General features: G+C 32.0%; 17 protein-coding genes. 11 read left to right on the top strand and 6 right to left on the bottom strand.

The window, feature by feature from the left end; translation table 11 throughout:
- The first annotated feature begins 465 nt into the window (after positions 1–465).
- Positions 466–1,257, top strand: coding sequence for a trans-2-decenoyl-ACP isomerase (gene fabM, locus K357_RS0102040; RefSeq protein WP_028257232.1), 792 nt, complete (start codon positions 466–468; stop codon positions 1,255–1,257).
- A gap of 488 nt (positions 1,258–1,745) precedes the next feature.
- On the opposite strand, the gene K357_RS0102035 is transcribed toward fabM, so the two are convergent.
- On the bottom strand, positions 1,746–2,372 hold the full coding sequence (locus K357_RS0102035) for a site-2 protease family protein (protein ID WP_028257231.1): 627 nt from the start codon (positions 2,370–2,372) through the stop codon (positions 1,746–1,748).
- A 462-nt stretch (positions 2,373–2,834) separates the two neighbouring features.
- Positions 2,835–3,674, bottom strand: coding sequence for a pyridoxamine kinase (locus K357_RS0102030; RefSeq protein ID WP_028257230.1), 840 nt, complete (start codon positions 3,672–3,674; stop codon positions 2,835–2,837).
- A 439-nt stretch (positions 3,675–4,113) separates the two neighbouring features.
- On the opposite strand from K357_RS0102030, the gene K357_RS0102025 reads away from it, so the two are divergent.
- Positions 4,114–4,317, top strand: coding sequence for a hypothetical protein (locus tag K357_RS0102025; protein ID WP_156004863.1), 204 nt, complete (start codon positions 4,114–4,116; stop codon positions 4,315–4,317).
- Positions 4,318–4,521: 204 nt separating this feature from the next.
- On the opposite strand, the gene guaC is transcribed toward K357_RS0102025, so the two are convergent.
- Positions 4,522–5,508: a GMP reductase gene (gene guaC / locus K357_RS0102020; protein WP_028257228.1), complete on the bottom strand. Its 987-nt coding sequence runs from the start codon at positions 5,506–5,508 to the stop codon at positions 4,522–4,524.
- A gap of 327 nt (positions 5,509–5,835) precedes the next feature.
- Here guaC and K357_RS0102015 point away from each other — a divergent pair, with 327 nt between their 5' ends.
- From K357_RS0102015 to K357_RS0102005, 3 genes are all read left to right on the top strand, one after another.
- Positions 5,836–6,555 (top strand): SIMPL domain-containing protein, encoded by a 720-nt coding sequence (locus K357_RS0102015; RefSeq protein WP_028257227.1) that lies wholly within the window; start codon positions 5,836–5,838, stop codon positions 6,553–6,555.
- Between the two features lie 485 nt (positions 6,556–7,040).
- Positions 7,041–8,636, top strand: a complete 1,596-nt coding sequence (locus K357_RS0102010; protein ID WP_028257226.1) for a class I SAM-dependent methyltransferase — start codon at positions 7,041–7,043, stop codon at positions 8,634–8,636.
- A 225-nt stretch (positions 8,637–8,861) separates the two neighbouring features.
- Positions 8,862–9,890 (top strand): YeiH family protein, encoded by a 1,029-nt coding sequence (locus tag K357_RS0102005; protein ID WP_028257225.1) that lies wholly within the window; start codon positions 8,862–8,864, stop codon positions 9,888–9,890.
- A gap of 232 nt (positions 9,891–10,122) precedes the next feature.
- Here K357_RS0102005 and K357_RS0102000 read toward each other — a convergent pair whose 3' ends face one another.
- Positions 10,123–10,914 (bottom strand): carbon-nitrogen family hydrolase, encoded by a 792-nt coding sequence (locus tag K357_RS0102000; RefSeq protein WP_028257224.1) that lies wholly within the window; start codon positions 10,912–10,914, stop codon positions 10,123–10,125.
- 652 nt (positions 10,915–11,566) lie between these two features.
- Between K357_RS0102000 and K357_RS0101995 the strand changes: the two genes are divergently transcribed.
- From K357_RS0101995 to K357_RS0101975, 5 genes are all read left to right on the top strand, one after another.
- The gene (locus K357_RS0101995; RefSeq protein ID WP_028257223.1) at positions 11,567–12,373 is read left to right on the top strand and encodes a polysaccharide deacetylase family protein; all 807 of its coding nucleotides are present in this window, start codon (positions 11,567–11,569) and stop codon (positions 12,371–12,373) included.
- A gap of 31 nt (positions 12,374–12,404) precedes the next feature.
- Positions 12,405–13,352, top strand: a complete 948-nt coding sequence (locus K357_RS0101990) for a phosphodiester glycosidase family protein (RefSeq protein ID WP_028257222.1) — start codon at positions 12,405–12,407, stop codon at positions 13,350–13,352.
- 8 nt (positions 13,353–13,360) lie between these two features.
- Positions 13,361–14,296 (top strand): hypothetical protein, encoded by a 936-nt coding sequence (locus tag K357_RS0101985; protein ID WP_028257221.1) that lies wholly within the window; start codon positions 13,361–13,363, stop codon positions 14,294–14,296.
- A 49-nt stretch (positions 14,297–14,345) separates the two neighbouring features.
- A complete protein-coding gene (locus K357_RS0101980; RefSeq protein ID WP_028257220.1) occupies positions 14,346–14,663 on the top strand; it encodes a hypothetical protein in 318 nt (105 codons plus the stop codon).
- 447 nt (positions 14,664–15,110) lie between these two features.
- Positions 15,111–16,508 (top strand): pyruvate carboxylase subunit B, encoded by a 1,398-nt coding sequence (locus tag K357_RS0101975; protein ID WP_028257219.1) that lies wholly within the window; start codon positions 15,111–15,113, stop codon positions 16,506–16,508.
- Positions 16,509–16,772: 264 nt separating this feature from the next.
- On the opposite strand, the gene pyrE is transcribed toward K357_RS0101975, so the two are convergent.
- Positions 16,773–17,360, bottom strand: coding sequence for an orotate phosphoribosyltransferase (gene pyrE / locus K357_RS0101970; protein WP_028257218.1), 588 nt, complete (start codon positions 17,358–17,360; stop codon positions 16,773–16,775).
- Positions 17,357–18,076, bottom strand: a complete 720-nt coding sequence (pyrF, locus tag K357_RS0101965) for an orotidine-5'-phosphate decarboxylase (protein ID WP_028257217.1) — start codon at positions 18,074–18,076, stop codon at positions 17,357–17,359. Before pyrF ends, pyrE begins: the two co-directional genes overlap by 4 nt.
- A 311-nt stretch (positions 18,077–18,387) precedes the next feature.
- On the opposite strand from pyrF, the gene K357_RS0101960 reads away from it, so the two are divergent.
- Positions 18,388–19,020: a 3'-5' exonuclease gene (locus K357_RS0101960; protein WP_028257216.1), complete on the top strand. Its 633-nt coding sequence runs from the start codon at positions 18,388–18,390 to the stop codon at positions 19,018–19,020.
- The last annotated feature ends 5 nt before the right edge of the window (positions 19,021–19,025 follow it).

Raw genomic sequence — 19,025 nt, 5'->3', positions numbered from 1 at the left:
GTTTCTTATTATAATGTAGATAAACAATTACATCTTCTTATATAATTATTACACAGTTTGTAAGTAAAAAAATCTAGCGATCATACGCTCTTTTATTTAGTATTCAGAAAGGAATTCGTATAGGGTCATTAGGGTCTCTAGGCATTGTCTGATAGAGTTGAATTAATAGGAGTTATTATAGTATAAATTGTTAAAACCTTATACATAGAAGTATATATTGCATATTCATAGTTCTTTCATATAGGCTATATTTACCTTTTTTATAAAATTCGATATAATAAATACATAAATCTCGATATTACTATACTTGCTACTATACTTTATGCTTGTATGGCAGACATGAAGTAGTAGCATAGGTATAGTTAGTGTTGAAGAATAGTTTTATTTTATACTCTGAAAGTTAGGATATGATATTTTCAGTATAGAATAGTGTTATTATGTATAATATAAAGAATGGAGTATCAATTGGAATATACAACAATTATATATGAGGTAACTGATAGAGTAGCTACGTTGATATTTAATAGACCTGAGGTAAACAATGGGTTTAATGTTCCTATGTGTAAAGAAATATTAGATGCTATTGAACGGGTTAAAATGGATGACAGTGTTCATGTATTGGTGATTAAAGCGAATGGGAAAGTATTTTCTGTTGGTGGCGACTTAATTGAAATGAAACGTGCTGTGGAAGAAAATGATCAAGAGTCATTAGTAGAAATCGCTGAATTGGTTATGCAGATTTCTTTTGCTATGAAAAAGTTGCCAAAGCCAGTTGTTATGGTGACAAATGGTGCTGTGGCGGGAGCTGCTTTTAATATGGTGCTAGCTGCAGATATCTGTATAGCCTCTACGGAAAGTCGTTTTATTCAAGCCTTTGTTAATGTAGGCTTGGCACCTGATGCAGGTGGAATGTACTTATTAACTAGATCAATTGGCATGAATCGTGCAATTCAATTAGCAATGACTGGAGAAGCGGTTACAGCAGAGCGTGGAAAAGAGTATGGTTTTGTCTATAAGGTGTGTGAACCAGAGATATTGGATAAACAGGTTGACCGTTTAGTTAAACGTTTAGCAAAGGGTCCAGAGCTTTCTTTTAAAGCCATGAAAGAAATGGTCTGGGCTAGCGTATTTAGTGGTTGGGATGAATATGTCAAATTAGAAGTAGCCTTGCAAAGTAATTTAGGAAAAACCGATGATTTTGCAGAAGGTGTACGAGCTTTTGCTGAGCGACGGAGACCTAACTTTACAGGAAAATAAGATTATAACGACTTATAGAGTAGGTATGATTTTATAAGAATCTTTTTTATGATAGTATTAAAAAGAATTTTGACTAATTGAATACTAATTCGATTATTATGAACTGTTTTCTTGCTTATAGAGTGTATACTTCGCTATTTTATCGAATTATGGAGCAATGAATTTGTCTATGTGTTAACGTTTATATATGTGTATTATATTTTAGTATAATTAGTTGAGGTCATATTTTTTATTTGTCCATAGTATCTATACTGAGTATTTTATTTATAGGTATATGCACAATTTCATAGATTTGTAGGTACGGACTCATGTTTATATAGTTACATATCTTATAGAATTTGATATGCTTATATGGAAAGTAACCGTTTTATTTTATGCATATAAAAGTTTATAACATCAACAGATTGATAAATCCCCCCTTTACTGGATGAGCAGTGAAGGGGGGATTTTTATGAGAGATAGTTAATTATTGTCTATCATTTTAATGATTATAGTAAAAATAGGGTAAAAAAACCATTAAATATAGTTAAGAAAAATCGTTGTAGCGGAATTAGAATTATAGCTAATATAGGTGTATAGAGCAATACTATTAATATAATAAAACTAAAAGGGGCAATTTTTTGGTAGATACTAGACATAGTATCAGGTAGTAAATTTGCTACTATGTGAGATCCATCAAGTGGAGGTAGAGGAATCATATTGAAAATAGCAAAATTAATATTATATAGTACTATGTAGGATACGACTAATTGTAATCCATAAGACATGGGTTGCCAATGATTATATAGTATATAGAGACCAGTAAAAATAAAGGCAATTAATAAGTTAGCTAGGGACCCAGCTAAGGATACTATGATGTCATCACGTCGAGGATGCTTAAAATTCATAGGATTAATTGGCACTGGTTTTGCCCAGCCAAACCGAGCAATGATAAGCATAAATAAACCTAAAAAATCCATATGTGCCATTGGATTTAGAGTGAGACGTCCCATATTATAAGGTGTTTTATCACCTAATGTGTCCGCCATACGTGCATGGGCATATTCATGAAATACCATGGCAATAATAATGGCTGGTAATGAAGCAATAATATGAATTGGATTTATATCAAACATAAGAAACTCCTTATTACATGTAATATCTTTTTTATTGTAGCATGATTGTAGTAATGTATTCAATTCTTATATATCTTAACAGGTTTACTTACTATATGAAATCATTTTACATTTTAATTGTAGGTGTTTTTGGTGCCGAATTATATTTTTATAGTGAATAATTATAATAGATATTTAAAGATTAGCTCTCAAACAGTCCCTTATAGTAATTAGTAACATTCTAATTATAGTATTGGAATAGAGTATAGATGTTTCACTACATTTATTTCATAAGTAGAACAATATAAAAGGTAAATAAACCATAGGAATTATTATTTTTACAGGATAGATAGAAAATAGGTTAGATAGATTGAATGATGATGAGTGCGTAAGACGTATAAAGAGTTGATATTTTATTGTAATTTGCCTAGTAATTAGAGAGTTCCTTGATAGCTCTATTGAAGATGTCATATAGAGGTGAGATTATAATAATGATAAATATAATTCTAAAGGCAATCCTTTATATGCATTTTTAGATTTTTGACTTAGTACAATCATTTCTTTTACTAAATCCATGGCTATATTGGCACTATCTGCTACAGATTTATTACGTAATATATGTGCTGTAAAAATTGATGAAAAAATATCACCTGTTCCAGAAAAACGCATAGGAATAGGCGTATATGAAATATTAAAATAGGTATTAGTAGTATTGTCATAGCCAATGACGCAATCAATATCCTCTACTTTGGCACTCGTAATAACAATTGATTTAGCGCCCATTGTTCTAAGTGTATTGATGAGAGTAATACTTTCTTTTTTAGATAAGCTTTTGGTGTGACAAGAATTTTTTGCCAATAATAAAGCTTCTGTCATGTTGGGAATGATATAATCAGCTACAGAGATTAATTTTTGCATATATTGTATCGTCTGGTTAGTCATGCCGTTATATAGATGCCCTTCATCGCCCATAATGGGATCTACAAAAATCTTGGTGCCCTTTTTTGATTCGGCAGCACACAAGTCGAATACGATAGATGCTTGCACTTCTGATGCAATAAAACCAGTACAAATAGCATGAAAAGAAAAGTCTAATTGTTTCCATACAGCTAAGGTATCTTTCATATAGCTAGTTGTGTCTAATATGGAGAATTTTCCATAGTTTAATGTATTAGATATAAGTGCGGTAGGTAAATTATAGACATGAAATCCCATGTGAGATAAAATTGGTAGCATGGCCGCGAGAGCTACTTTCCCATATCCTGGCAGATCATTAATCAATAAAATATGCTGATGATTAGGTTGCGTATGTAATGTAGTCATTAAGAATCCTTTAAATAATATTTGAAATAGATAGATATGTATTTATTCTAGTCATATCGTATTATTATATTAAGTTAGGTATTTATTATAATTGATAAGTAAATTTTTTTCTAGATATAGAGTGGATAATAGTGTTAAAACCTATGTTTGTCAATGTACTAATAGAGTATGTGTAATATATTGGATAGTATGGTACTAAGTAGAATTAAAAAATAATAGTTGATGACAGAGAATTATATGGGAAGATTAGAAAAAGAGAAATAGAATTGATAGAAAAATGGTAAAACATATAAATTCTAAATAAAATAGAATATATTTTATTTTCCTATTCACAAATTCTTTTTATTCATGCATAATAAATATAAGGGAAAGGAGGCACAGGACAATTAATCCTTATAGTGAGGTAGTTATTTATAAAATTGTCTTGATACATATGGACGTGAATGAAATAAAAAGTAAATATATTGTGCCAGCAGTAGCCAATTGTTTATATGCAGTAGGTAAGATTCCAAATTATTTGCCGAATGTTACATCTAAACAAGTTCGTAAAAGCGGAGTTGTAATGAGTGTTGTAGGTGCAGCTATAGCCGTAGGCAGTGTTATTTATGACCAAAACAAGGCTAATAAACATATGGATACATAATATAATAACTGATTTGAGGAAATATGTGATTGCATTGAAAAGCGTCTCTTAGAGTTACATCTAAGAGACGCTTTTTTAGAAGTATTTTTACTGGTTGTATATACGATATTAGTAAGAAATATACATATATAATAGAACCGCAATTTGGATAGACGTGCGAGAATTTATTGAAATCATTATGTGTTTACTAGAAGAGTAGTAGCATTAACGGTCTCCATTAAAGATGGAGTTTTTGACTAATACATAATCAACTTTTTTAATAGCATTTAATGTTTTACCACCAGCATAAGAAATAGATGATTGCAAATCTTGTTCCATTTCTGTCAATGTATCCATAATAGACCCTTTGCTAGGAATATATATTTTTTTCCCTTCTACATTTTTGCGAACGCCTTTTTGATGTTCAGATGCACTTCCAAAATATTCTTTGTGAGGAATGCCATTAATATCTATATTTTTCCCAGGAGATTCAATATGACCTGCAAACAATGAACCAATCATGACCATGGTAGCACCAAAACGAATTGATTTGGCAATATCACCATGATCGCGAATTCCGCCATCAGCAATGATAGGTTTTGTTGCCGCTTTTGCACACCAACGAACAGCGGCTAATTGCCATCCACCAGTACCAAAACCAGTTTTTAATTTAGTAATACATACTTTACCAGGCCCAATTCCTACTTTTGTAGCATCAGCTCCTGCGTTTTCTAATTCACGAACCGCTTCAGGGGTACCTACATTTCCTGCAATAATAAAGCTAGTAGGTAAATTAGCTTTAATATGTTTAATCATATCAATAACTTGATTAGAATGACCATGAGCAATATCAATTGTGATGTATTCAGGGATTAGATTAGCATTTTTTAACTCTTCTACAAATGTAAATTCATCTTTCTTTACACCAATACTGATAGAGGCGAACAAGCCTTGTTCATGCATATTTTTGACGAATTCAGCACGTGTATTAGGCTGAAAACGATGCATAATATAAAAGTAATTATTAGCGGCTAGTTTAGCCGCTAATTTTTCATCAATAATAGTTTGCATATTAGCGGGTACTACAGGTAAGCGAAAGGTATGATTACCAAGAGTAATCGTAGTATCACATTCACTTCGACTTGTTACAATACATTTATTAGGAATTAATTGGACATCTTCATAATCAAAAATATTTGTTGTATTGATCATAGTTACTATATCTCCTTTTGAGGTATTATGAATTTATGTAAAATCTCAAAATAAACCTGTATCATTATACTGTAAATAGAAAAATTTTTCAACTATATATGAACGTTTAGAAAACAATTCCATGCAATGTTCGAAAATATAAAATATAGATACAATTTCTACACATTAATTTTATTCTTTGATGATGTAATTAAATGATTAGTTATGTTATAATTAAAATAAGTTATTAAGAATATGAATGTAAATGAATAAACGCATTAAGCGACATAGAATTAAGTAAATTAGAGAAAGGAGTGCATAGTTGCAATATGCAACTATGCGAATTGTATGATGAAAAAAAGTATATTAGCAGCAGTTGGATTGTTAGCAGTGACAATTGCGTATCAGCCAGTATCACTGGCTAGTGATGTAGGAACAATTACAGTAGAAGGAGTTGCTCATGATACCTATAGAGCGACACAGTCTGTTGTATCAGTTACCAATAAAACTGAACGAAATACAGTGCTAGAAGCAAAGAATGATAATGATAAAGTATCAGAAGATTTTAAAAATATGTTGCATTCGCTAGGTATTTTAGATAAAGATATTCGTACAAGTAAATATGAAATTACTGATAGACAATATCGCATTGGGGATACAGACACATTTAGAACTACCTATGTGGTGACAAATACAGTTGATGTAACAATGGATGATATTGGTAAGACGTCTTATATTATTGATGCAGCAGCTAAGGCGGGGATCAGTGATGTACGACTTAGTAAATTAGACTTAAATACAGTTGCTAAAGATGCTCAACGTCAAAAATTATTAGTGTTGGCCGCTAAAGATGCACGTACTAAAGCAGATGCGATTGCAGCAGCATTAGGAACACGTGTGGTAGGAGTGGATTCATTAGTGGTTGATGATAATTATAACTATAACCCTCGCATGTATCGTGCAGTTAATTTAGCAGCCAAGTCAGATATGATGGACTCTGCATCAGATATAGAAAATGGAGAGAATACAGAGGACTTACATATTAATGTGGTTTTTAAAGTTAAATAATTTTTAGCACTGGTTAGACATTTTTAATGATAGTTTATGAAGGTACTTATGCTCACTATACAGAATATTCTGTATAGTGAGTTTTTGATATAGTGATTAGAACTACTATGAGTAAATAATTTCCATAGGAACAATGAATAAGCCTGTTATAGGTTGTTATTGTTAGGTATAGTAAGTGATACATCTATGGCTATAGTAAAAATTTAACAGTAGCCTATTGTACTTATGAGGTTTTATTTGTTTAGGATTGATTATCCTACGATAGAATGCATTATTTGTTTGACAGTGATTACTAGAGTATGTGTAGAATAATGAGTGATTTTAGAGACTTTTCTATATAGTGTTTACAGGAATATTCCTATTATAACTCTATGTATTGTAGAAGCAATCTATATTGTGCATTAATGAAAGATACTAGGTGAGAAAATTTATACACCGCGCATAGATGTAGTTATCTTTTGATCAGCGAGGCAAGAAATTGAATTATGAGTGCTATTAATAATAAGAATATACAGCAAGAGGTATATGAACAGTTGGGATATATTTCTTATCCGTTCCCCTATACTATGCCAAATTTTTTAGAAACGCGAGCTAGGTTAATGGGCGTAGTGCCAGCAGAATCAAGAACGGCTAGAGTATTAGAATTAGGATCTACTTTTGGTGGAAATATCATTTCTCAAGCTTTATTTCAACCAGAATCTACATTTGTAGGGGTTGAACTATCAACAAGTCAAGTTGATTTAGGACAAGCGATTATTGAATCCTGTGAAATTCCAAATGTTTCTTTGATTGCAATGGACATTGCTAATATCGATAAATCATTTGGTACATTCGACTATATTATTGTCCATGGTATGTATTCATGGGTTAATGATGTAGTTAAAGATCATATATTACGAATTTGTAGTGAAAACTTAGCGGAGAATGGGATTGCCTATATTTCCTATAATACATTCCCAGGGTGGCATGTAATGGAAGAAGTGCGCCAATTAATGCTATTTGCTAATCGACATCTAGAAGGTTGGAACCATAATAAAAAAGTTCAACATGCCAAATATATAGCCAGTGTCATTGGTACAGAAATTTTAAATTACAATGATTTAAAACAAAAAAATCAAAAATTCTTACAGGCTCTTAAAAGAACGATACAAAAAGATGACTATTATGTGGGACATGATCATTTAGAGCCTCATAATGACCCAGTTTATTTTCATCAGTTTATAGAGCATGCTAAAAAATATGATTTGTCCTATTTATGCGATGCAGATTTAACGCTATCGGCAGTATCCACATATGATAAGGCATTGGCTAGTCGATTGAAGAAATTGGCACCAGATAGTCGTATAGAGCAAGAACAATACTTAGATTTTATAGTGGATACATCATTTAGAAAATCTATATTCTGCAAGTCTAAATTGGCAACAAAAACAACGTCTCATTTATGTTCTATAGAAAACTATAGTGATGCAATGGTAGCTGATATATTGTCAAACTTTCACTTTCAAGTGATGTTTGATAAAGAATTTATTAATACTATTTCAGATGCTGTTATGCGTAGTACCTTAAATAAGTTACATGATATGGAAAGAAGTTTTCAGTTTGAACAATCTATTGCTATAGTGAAAGAATCAATTAGATATGTTCTTCATACGAATGAGGCAGATCAAGATAGTTATAGAAATTATCTATCGCAATGGCAATATTTATTAGTGGAACATTGTGTTAAAGGTGGTATACGATGCATGTATTCTGATGTTTCTCCACATTCATATGAAGATAATCGCAGTTATATTCCAAGTAAACTTACTAAATTTATAAAAATTACTGTTCTGAAAGAAGGTAAAGGCAAATTATACCCCGCTAATATATATAATGAAGCAGTGGGAGATATTACTGAGGAAGATATTCACTATATGGAATTTTTCAGCCTTCCAAGGGAAAAACATGAAATTATAGATGAAATTTTGCGATTTTCTTTTGGGACTACTACGTGTCATGATTCGACGTACGCTATGTTAGCCGATAATTATTATGAAGCATTGATTAATCGATTTACTACATTAGGATATTGGTGTATATAAATATAAATTGTTTTTACAACTTGCAGGTATATTTATAAGATATTGGCAACTAGAGAATATATAAAATAATTAACTGTCCTTAGTATCTATAAGGACTATAAAAAATAAATTTTTATAAAATAAGTAGTAGTATTTATACTTATATAAGCGTATAATATAAATCACTAAGAATATAAAGACAAATTGGAGGGTTGTCTTTATAACAGTATGAAAGGGATGGTTATCATGAAATTCTTAGCAACAAAAGGTTGGGGTATTTTATTTAGCTTTATCTTAGCAATACCATGCTGGTTATTAGGTAAAGCATTTCCTGTAATTGGAGGACCTATCTTCGCTATTGTGTTCGGTGTTATTATTGCTATGTTTTATAAAAATCGTTGTAAGACAGGCGAAGGTATTGGTTTTGTATCAAAAAAAGTACTACAATATGCGGTTATTTTTTTGGGCTTTGGATTGAATATTGCAGAAGTTGTAAAAGTAGGCTATGATTCATTACCTGTTATTATTTCTACGATTTCTACTTCTTTGATTGTTACTTTTGTCTTATATCGTGTTATGAATTTAGAGACAAAATCTGCTGTATTAATTGGTGTAGGCTCCTCAATTTGTGGTGGTTCTGCCATTGCTGCAACAGCACCTGTTATTAAAGCAGATACAGAACAGATTGCACAAGCAATTTCAGTAGTATTCTTTTTCAATGTAGTAGCTGCGTTTGTATTCCCTAATTTAGGTGATTTTTTAGGATTTACTAATGCGGGATTTGGTTTGTTTGCTGGTACAGCTGTTAATGATACATCGTCGGTAACAGCCACAGCAGCTATCTGGGATGAAATGCATCCTGGTTCAAATGCGCTTGAATATGCAACTATTGTTAAACTAACACGTACATTAGCTATTATTCCTATTACATTATGTCTTGGTGCTTATGAAGTATATAAAGCAAAACGTAATCAATCGGAAAGTGACGAAGAAGTTAGTGTTAGAAAAATCTTTCCACACTTTATTTTATATTTTGTGATCGCTTCTTTAATTACTACTGTATGCATGGCATCAGGAGTTAGTGCTGAATTTTTTGCACCTTTGAAAGAGTTATCTAAATTTATGATTGTTATGGCTATGATGGCAATTGGTTTGAATACTGATATTCTTAAGTTAATTAAAAGTGGTGGACGTGCGTTACTTTTAGGTGCTTGTTGCTGGATAGCTATTTCTATCGTTAGTATTTATGTACAACATTTAATTGGTATGTGGTAATTCGTATGATAGAAACTAATTCCTCCATGTAGTTAAGTAGGAAAAGCCTACAGAGAATAATTATTCTCTGTAGGCTTTTTGTATATCGTTAGATCTTTGCGATTCTATGAAAATCAACCTGCTAAATTATTTACTAGGCAGATACAGTTTGTCTAGTAAATTATCTAATGGACAGACAGTAGGTTATCTGTAGTATAATAATTTTCACATTATATCAGTATAGTATGGGAAATTATAATTTATACAAGTAAGGTTTTCTATCGTTAAAAATATTGATTTTGGAACGAATATCATTAATTATATCTATATCAATAGTAGTTAGAGCAATAGCTTCATGATCTTCTAAATGAAGCAGTTCTTTGCCCCATGGATCAATTAGTAGTGAGTTACCGGCACATTGGGCTTTTCCGATTTTTCCACAACCATTAACAGCACATACATATAATTGATTTTCAATAGCTCTAGCAGTAGAAAGGGTAATCCAATGATTAAGTCGCATAGTAGGCCATTGGGCGGGAATGAATAGAACATGAATGTCTTGTAAAGCCGCCATCCTGACAAGTTCAGGAAAACGAATGTCGTAACATGTTACCATACTACAAGGGATTCCATCAAAATAGAATTTACTTATTTTTTCGCCGCCTTTAAAATATAGATCTTCTTTTGCTGGTGTAAAGCAGTGAATTTTATTGTAGGTACCAACAACATCGCCAGCGCGATTAAATGCATAGGAGGTATTATATATTTGTCCGTTATAATTAGTAGTTACGGATCCACCTAATATATTAACATTATATTTGTGAGCAAAATTTCCTAGCATATCTTTTGTGTGTTCGCCGTTGGTGTCAGCTAATTGTAACAAATCTTTTGATGGATAAAATCCTGTATTCCACGTTTCTGGAAGTACAATAATATCTGGTTGTAATTGTGCGGCTTGTTGTAATAAGCATAATGCATTTTTATAATTATACTCTGTATCTTTTACATGTACATTCATTTGAACCACAGCAATACTTTTTTTCATAGCTTACATACTCCTTATCGTTAATACATGTTTTTTAGTGTAATGAAAAGTAATGTAACATCATATTATTTTGTTCATTAGAAGTAGTAGATAGGAATGGTCTTGTTTAGATTAAATAAACTATCTGTTGTCACCTATCATCTTTCATGAGTGAAGATGACATATAATATGTTGCTTATGTTAACACTGTATTATATATTATAACATTATAAAAATATAAAATGATTTATTTCCTATCTTAATTTAGTAAATTTATGATCTATATTTTGTATCTATAAATAGACGAGTAGAAATAGAAATTGAAGTCATTAGGAAGATGTATGCGATAGAATATCTTATCGTAATAGGATGATTGATTAGGAGCACTATACAGTAGTACTATACAGTAGTACTGTATGCGTGATTATTTTTATGAAAATATAGTATATAAAATAGTATATAAAGAAGAGTAAAAATATTGGAGTTGTGTCGAGTCATGTAATTTATAATTTTTATAGGCAATAATAAATATCATCATATATATAGTATATATGATAGCATTAGAATTTATTACTGATTATTTTTAAAAAAAATGATAAAATAAAAGATATTCAAAATTACGAGCGTGTTGATAGTATATTCTTATGTACCAAACTAATATAAGGAGAGAGTCATGAAGCGTTTATATGGAATAATCTTAGTACTTATATGTATGGTTATTACAAGCGGCTGCTTCTTTGAAAAAACAGGACAAACAACACCTGTAAAAGAAGTAGAATCGCAGCAATCTAAGGTGCCTACAGAAGTTCCTAAAGGAATTCCTGTTCTTATGTATCATAAAATTGGTAATGATGTAAATAATGATGCGGTAATTCGTGAAGACTTATTCAAAGAACAAATGAAATTTTTGAAAGATAACGGATATCATACTATTTCTATGGAACAACTCTATGATTTTGTTATGCATGGTACACCAGTTCCAGTAAAACCTGTTGTTTTGAATTTTGATGATGGGTATGCGGATACATATAGCATTGTGTATCCTGTATTAAAAGAATTGGGACTACAAGCGACGATATTTGTAAATCCTGGTGATGTGGGTACTCGTTTAACATGGGATCAACTTAGAGAAATGAAATCTGGTGGCATGACTATTTCTAATCATGGATTTCAACATATAAGTATGGGCGACCTATCTAAAAAAGAGCAAATTGCTAATATAGAAAGAGGACAAACTAAATTAGCCTCAGAATTAGGAATTATAGATAATCATTGGTTTTGTTTTCCTTATGGAGATATGAACGAAGATTCCCGTGAAGCGGCCAAAACTGCAGGTATTACTATGGCAGTGACAATGAATTCTGGATGGGTTCATACAGGAGATGATCCATATACATTAAATAGAGTTTGGATTGGTAATGCCGTTGATATTAAACATTTCGAAGAGCGATTAAGTACAGAACATTACTCTAATTTATAATATCTATCATGTAACAGTAGTAGAGGTTAATATGAAATCATTTTTAAAAAAAACATGGGTTAAATTTATTATTAGCGTGTGCATATTCACAATTATTAGTGCACCATTTGTGATTCTTTTAGGACCATTTAATAATGTTAAACGCGCCGTAGTAGGGGCTATTTTACAGTCGCGACATCCATTTTATATTACCTGGCTTTTTGATGAAAGTCAGTTACAAAAAATCTTAGGTACTGTAGGTACTGTTAAAAATCAAGATTTATTTAAGTTTGATGTGAAAGAAGATAATACATTAAATTTACAAAAAATAGACTCTAATCGATTTGTAGGCTATATTTTAGAAATACCTAATCCAAAGAGAATTCAAGTAGCTACTGCAGCTAATATAGAGGAAAAAGGAGATACAACGAGTAACATTGCTAAGATGAATGGGGCTGTAGCAGCTATTAATGGCGGTGGCTTTCATGATCCTAATGGGACTGGAACAGGACGATTACCGTATGGATTCATTTTAAACGATGGGAATTATATTATTGGTAAAGATGTGGGACCTGATGAGCCCGTAGATTTTGTAGGCTTTTCTAAATCGGGTAATTTAATTGCCGGTAATTATAATAAAACAGAATTAGCTGATATGAAGGCGAAAGAAGGTATTACTTTTGGCCCCCCATTGATTGTAAATGGTAAGAAGATGATTACAGATGGTGATGGTGGCTGGGGCGTTGGGCCTAGAACAGCTATTGGTCAGAAGAAAGATGGTACGGTTTTATTTTTAGTTATTGATGGTCGCCAACCAGGATATTCTATTGGCGCTACCTTGCGAGATGTGCAGGATATTTTATACGAAAAAGGCTGTTATATTGCAGCTAATTTAGATGGTGGTTCGAGTACGACTTTGTATTATAATGGGAAAGTAGTAAATAAACCAGCTGATTTACTAGGTGAGCGTATGATTCCCACAGCATTTATTGTAAAATAGGAGGTACTATGAAACCATTTAATAAAGTGTTAAGTTGTTTTGTAGTGGGTATACTTCTACAAGGTGGCTTATATTACTATTTAGATCAAGTTGTTTTCGCACCAACAACAGAATTTAGTGTTAGCAGTACTGATGAAGATTTAGAACAAGGCGATTTTCCTGATATAAAAAGTGGTCATAAATATGTATCTCATGATCATCAATATATGGCAGTTGTCACAGAGGAATCGCTCAAAATTTACAAATCCGGTGAGGATACTCCAATTGACATCGATCTAAAGGGACGTTCTATTAGTTATTTTGAATGGATGCCAGATAGAGCATTAGCTATTATGGGGTTATATGGTGGAGAAAAAGATGAAGTTGTATTAGCTAGACTTGATCCATCGAATCCAGAACATGAGGTGGATACAGAAATTGAAGATGCCCCTAGAAGTAGTAAAATTGTCGATGTAGCCTATTCAACAGCAACTAATGTTGTGTATATGAAATTGAAGATAAGCGACAATGTGTACAGAATTTATCGTACAGATGCCAATTATGATACACGTCGTGTTTATATGCAAGCTTCTAATATAGGGCGTATAGCTGTATTTTACGATAAAGATAATTTCTTCTACGATAATGTTCGCACAGGCGATGTATTTATGTTTGATGGTGTTGAAGGTGGATGGCGAGTTATTAATCCAAATGGACGATACCGTTTGATAGGTGTTGATAAAGCTAAACATATTTATATTGCTAAAGTTGATAAGGATGACAATGCGATTTCCGTTAGCGAAGGAAAATTGGGTGTTGGCTTTACGACTGTCTTTAGTTATAAAACACCAGTTACTTTATCGGAAGTGACCATGTCAGAAGTGAAAAAAATTATGGAAAATGGTAGCGATAACACAGTTAAAGCAACAGATGATACTGATACAACAGAAAAAAAGAAAAAATAAATATATAGAAGCTATATACTCAGATTGAAAATGTTTAGGAGTGAGTAATATGGGTAAATTTAAAATACAAAAAGGTTTATCTGATACAGATATGTTAAAAAATATTGTAGAAGAAGATAATTTTGAAACAATTATGTTGGAAAAAGACGCAATCAGAAATAAACCTAAATTTCACCAATCACTAGTACAGACGCAAGAGTCTTTTTATCAAGAATTTTTAACAGATAAGGTAAAAACACAAATTGGTAAAATGTTATTAGATATTAAAATGGAGTACTTTCGTGAGGGTGAAGGGGATTTTTCTATCCAAGTGAAGCGAAATGGAAAACATATCCTATTGGAAACAGCACCTAAAAAGGTTAAATAAATAAAAAAGCATTAATGATAAAAGATTAATTTTATCATTAATGCTTTTTATATACAAAGTTAAGTGCTATATAATATTTATACCATAATTTTGAATGTATTAGATTGATATATTTCGGTATAGTATAAATCAAGAGAAATGTTATGACTAAAAGAGATAGTTAATAAAATTGAGATATCACTATATTTTGTAGGCATTAAATGGATAGAGTTGATAGTAGAACGATAAAAAACACACTATCATGATTAATTCGCATAGAAAACATGTTGACAAAGAATTTTATAAGTAGTGTAATATATGTATATCGAGAAGAGAAATCTTTCATGAGGTCACATTTATGAAAGGTTAACAAAAGGTTAACTATCGATACAAATCTAAAGTGCATAGATATATTGAAATAGTTTAGAGGATATTTTAATTGCACTTTATCAGTGGAGGAGAAGAATTATGAGTAAGAAAAAAGTAAGAATTATGGAAACCGTTCTTCGTGATGGTCATCAATCCATTTTAGCGACTCGTATGCGTATTGGTCAAATGTTACCAGTATTAGAACAATTGGACGAAGTTGGTTATGATGCTCTTGAATGCTGGGGCGGTGCTACATTTGACAGTTGCTTGCGTTTCTTGAATGAAGATCCATGGGAACGTCTTCGTACTTTAAAAGCACACGTTAAAAATACACCATTACAAATGTTGCTTCGTGGCCAAAATTTATTGGGCTATAAACATTATGCAGGCGATGTAGTAGATGCATTTGTTAAAAAAGCAAAAGAAAATGGTATTGATCGTATTCGTGTATTTGATGCATTAAATGACCCAGAAAATATGAAAGCAGCTATTGAAGCTTGTAATAAATATGGTGTTCATGTACAAGGCACAATGGTATATACTATTTCTCCAGTTCATACGAATGAAATGTTCGTTGATGTAGCGAAAACATTAAAAGAAATGGGCATTGACTCTCTTTGCATTAAAGATATGTCTGGGTTATTAGCTCCTTACGATGCTTACTCGTTAACTCAAGATTTGAAAAAAGTGCTTGGTGATAAAACTCCTATTGACTTACACAGTCATTTCACTTGCGGATTAGCTAGTGCTACTTATCTAAAAGCTGTTGAAGCTGGTGTTGATATTATTGATACTGCATTAAGCCCATTTGGTCATGCAACATCTCAACCAGCTACAGAAAGTATTGTTGAAATGTTTAAAGGTACTGAATACGATACAGGTTTAGATTTAGATAAATTACGTCCATTGGTAGAACATTTCCGTAATGTGCGTAAAGAAATTGAAGATGAATTTGGCATTAAAGCTGCTCATGAAGTATTACCAGAAGTTCGTCGTTATCAAATTCCTGGTGGTATGTTATCCAATACTCAAAATCAATTAAAAGAAATGGGTATGGCTGATAAATTCTTCGATGTTATGGATGAAATGCCTCGTGTTCGTGCTGATTTAGGATATCCTCCATTGGTAACTCCAACTAGTCAAATTGTTGGTACTATGGCTATGATGAACGTAAACTTTGCTGCTAATGGTATGGATCGTTATACTGCAACTCCTAACGAAGTAAAAGACTTAGTACGTGGTAAATATGGACATTTGCCAGCAGCTATTTCTGAAGAAATTCAGAAAAAAATCTTGGGCGATGAAAAAATTGTACCTTATAGCCCTGCAGATATTCCAAATGAAATGGATAAATATCGTGCAGAATTAAGTGAAAAAGGTTTTGTTGATTTCTCTGAAGAAGATGTATTATCCTATGCATTATTCCCAGAAGTAGCGTTAAACTTCTTTGAACAAAATGCTACACAAGTATTCCAAAAATCTTTAGGAAAAAAATAATTATAGTGTAAATCGATAAGTATTTATAATTATTAATAGTAAAAAAGCAAGTCTATTCTAATAGTTACCATTGCGGGACTCATTCGGTAGACTTGCTTTTTCTTTTATATATAATTGTTTTATGTGTGATTTTACTGTAATATAATTTATCATAAAGTATGCATTAGCATAGTAAAAACCACCTAGCTGCTTGTTGGATATTTGTATTAACAGCTAGATGGTTTCATAAGATAGATATTCTATTCTATAAGAAATAGGGATATTTTATTTATTATGGCGACTTCCACGTTCTGTCATTGGAATTTTTTCAGCGCAAAGAGGACATGCATCAGGTGTATACGTAGGTACTGTTAAATTAAGTAGGGCGTGTACTTTTTCTTTAGGCACACCAAACTCTGCTTTTCCTCCACTACGATTTACTAGTAAACCAACACCTACAATTTCACCTTGTGATTGATTGACTACATCGACTACTTCTTTTACAGAGCCACCAGTGGTTACAATGTCTTCTACAATAAGTACACGAGTACCAGGTTCGATTTTAAAACCACGACGTAGTGTCATAACACCTTTTTCACGTTCTGTAAAAATAGCACGTGTGCCAAGCGCTTTTCCTACTTCATGAGCTAGTAAGATACCACCAGTCATCGGACCTATCACGAGCTCTACTTTTTCGTTTTGAAAATATTCTGCTAATTCGCGACAAAGTTTTTCTGTATACTGTGGGTGTTGTAATACATTAAATTTTTCTACATATAGGGGACTGTGTAATCCAGAAGTTAATAAAAAATGACCTTCTAAGATTGCTTTTGTATCAATTAATAATTGTTTTACTTCTTTTTCTGTCATCATTGGTTTATGCCTTCCATTTCTTTTACAATTAAGCGAACAGCTTCTAGTGGTTCTGTGGATTGTGTAATAGGCCTACCTATTACTAATTTAGAGGCACCATTGTCTAATGCATTAGCCGGTGTAGCAATTCGTTTTTGATCATTGGTAATAGCGAAAGAGGGACGGATACCAGGAGTAACAATCAGAAAATCATCGCCACAAGTGTCACGGATTAACTTCGCTTCTAAAGGAGAGGCGACTACTCCATCCATACCTGCTTTTTTAGCTAATTTGGCAATACGAATTACTTGGTTAGAAATTGGTAACTGCCCACCTACATCTTGCCACGATGCATCGTCAAAGCTAGTTAATACCGTAATAGCTAATAGTTTTGGCGTGGGGATACCTAACTTTTCGGCACTTTCTTTGGCAGCTTTTACAGCGGCTTGCATCATAAGAAACCCACCTTGACCATGTATAGTCATAAGATTAACACCTAATCGAGTTAAAGCGGATACACCATGTGCTACAGTATTAGGAATATCATGCAATTTTAAATCTAGAAATATAGATTTTTTTTGCCCTTGCAAGTAGTGTATTGTCTCTTCGCCTGCTGAATAAAATAACTCCATACCAACCTTATAATAGCTAACGGAATTACCTAATGATTCCACTATTTGTTTCATCTCACTCAATGATGATACATCTAGTGCGACAATTAGTCGATTATCAGCCATAATGAAACCTCCTCTTTCAGAAATTATTTAAACTTTCATAAGTTTACATAAAGATAAGATATTTGTCAATATATTTACAGTGGTATTTTATTATTCCTACAATAATTAATTGATATAGTGTATAATTTAATAAGAATATAATTTAATAAGAATATATATCTTTTGGATGTAAATTGTTGATACCATAGTTTATGGTGCATTCATGCATCAAAATAGGAATATTCTTATTTATAGTAGTACCACGTAGTATATGTGAATGATGACCATTATATGTTATATATAATGATATATAAAGAGAGAAAGGAATATATATGTTAGATTTTGTAGCTATAGATTTTGAGACAGCGAATAAGTTTAAAAATAGTGCCTGTTCTTTGGCCGCAGTTACTGTTGAAGATGGGAAAATCACGAAAAAAGGATATAGTTTGATAAAACCTCCATATATGAATTTTGACGAAGAGTGTATCGCCATTCATGGCATACAACCACAAGAGGTATTAGATAAACCAACCTTTGATAAATTATGGTCTTCCATATATAATAATCACTTAAAAGGGAAAATTGTCATAGCGCATAATGCAAAATTTGATATAGGCGTATTGAGAGCTACATTAGACCATTATAATATTGATTGGCCGGAATTAGCCTATGCATGTACTGTTAAAATATCTAGAAAAGTTTGGCCAGATTTGATTAACCATAAGCTTAATACAATGGGAGCATTATTGGGGGTAGAATTTAAACATCACTATGCATTAGATGATGCTGAAACATGTGCTAAAATAGCTATAGAGGCAGCTCGTTTGCGAGGTGTTAATTCTATGGATGCTCTACTTCGATCAATTGGTATAGAAGCAGAACCATTTATTGATGAGCAGTATCAAAATAAGCAATCTGAGTTAGCTAAGGCTCAAAACAAACCAGAGCAAATGTCATTTTTTTAACAGAT

Origin of the sequence: Veillonella montpellierensis DSM 17217 (assembly GCF_000426745.1) — a bacterium.
Lineage (GTDB): Bacteria > Bacillota > Negativicutes > Veillonellales > Veillonellaceae > Veillonella > Veillonella montpellierensis.
Note: the sequence above shows the minus strand (reverse complement) of the source record. Positions and strands in the feature narration are given on the sequence as shown.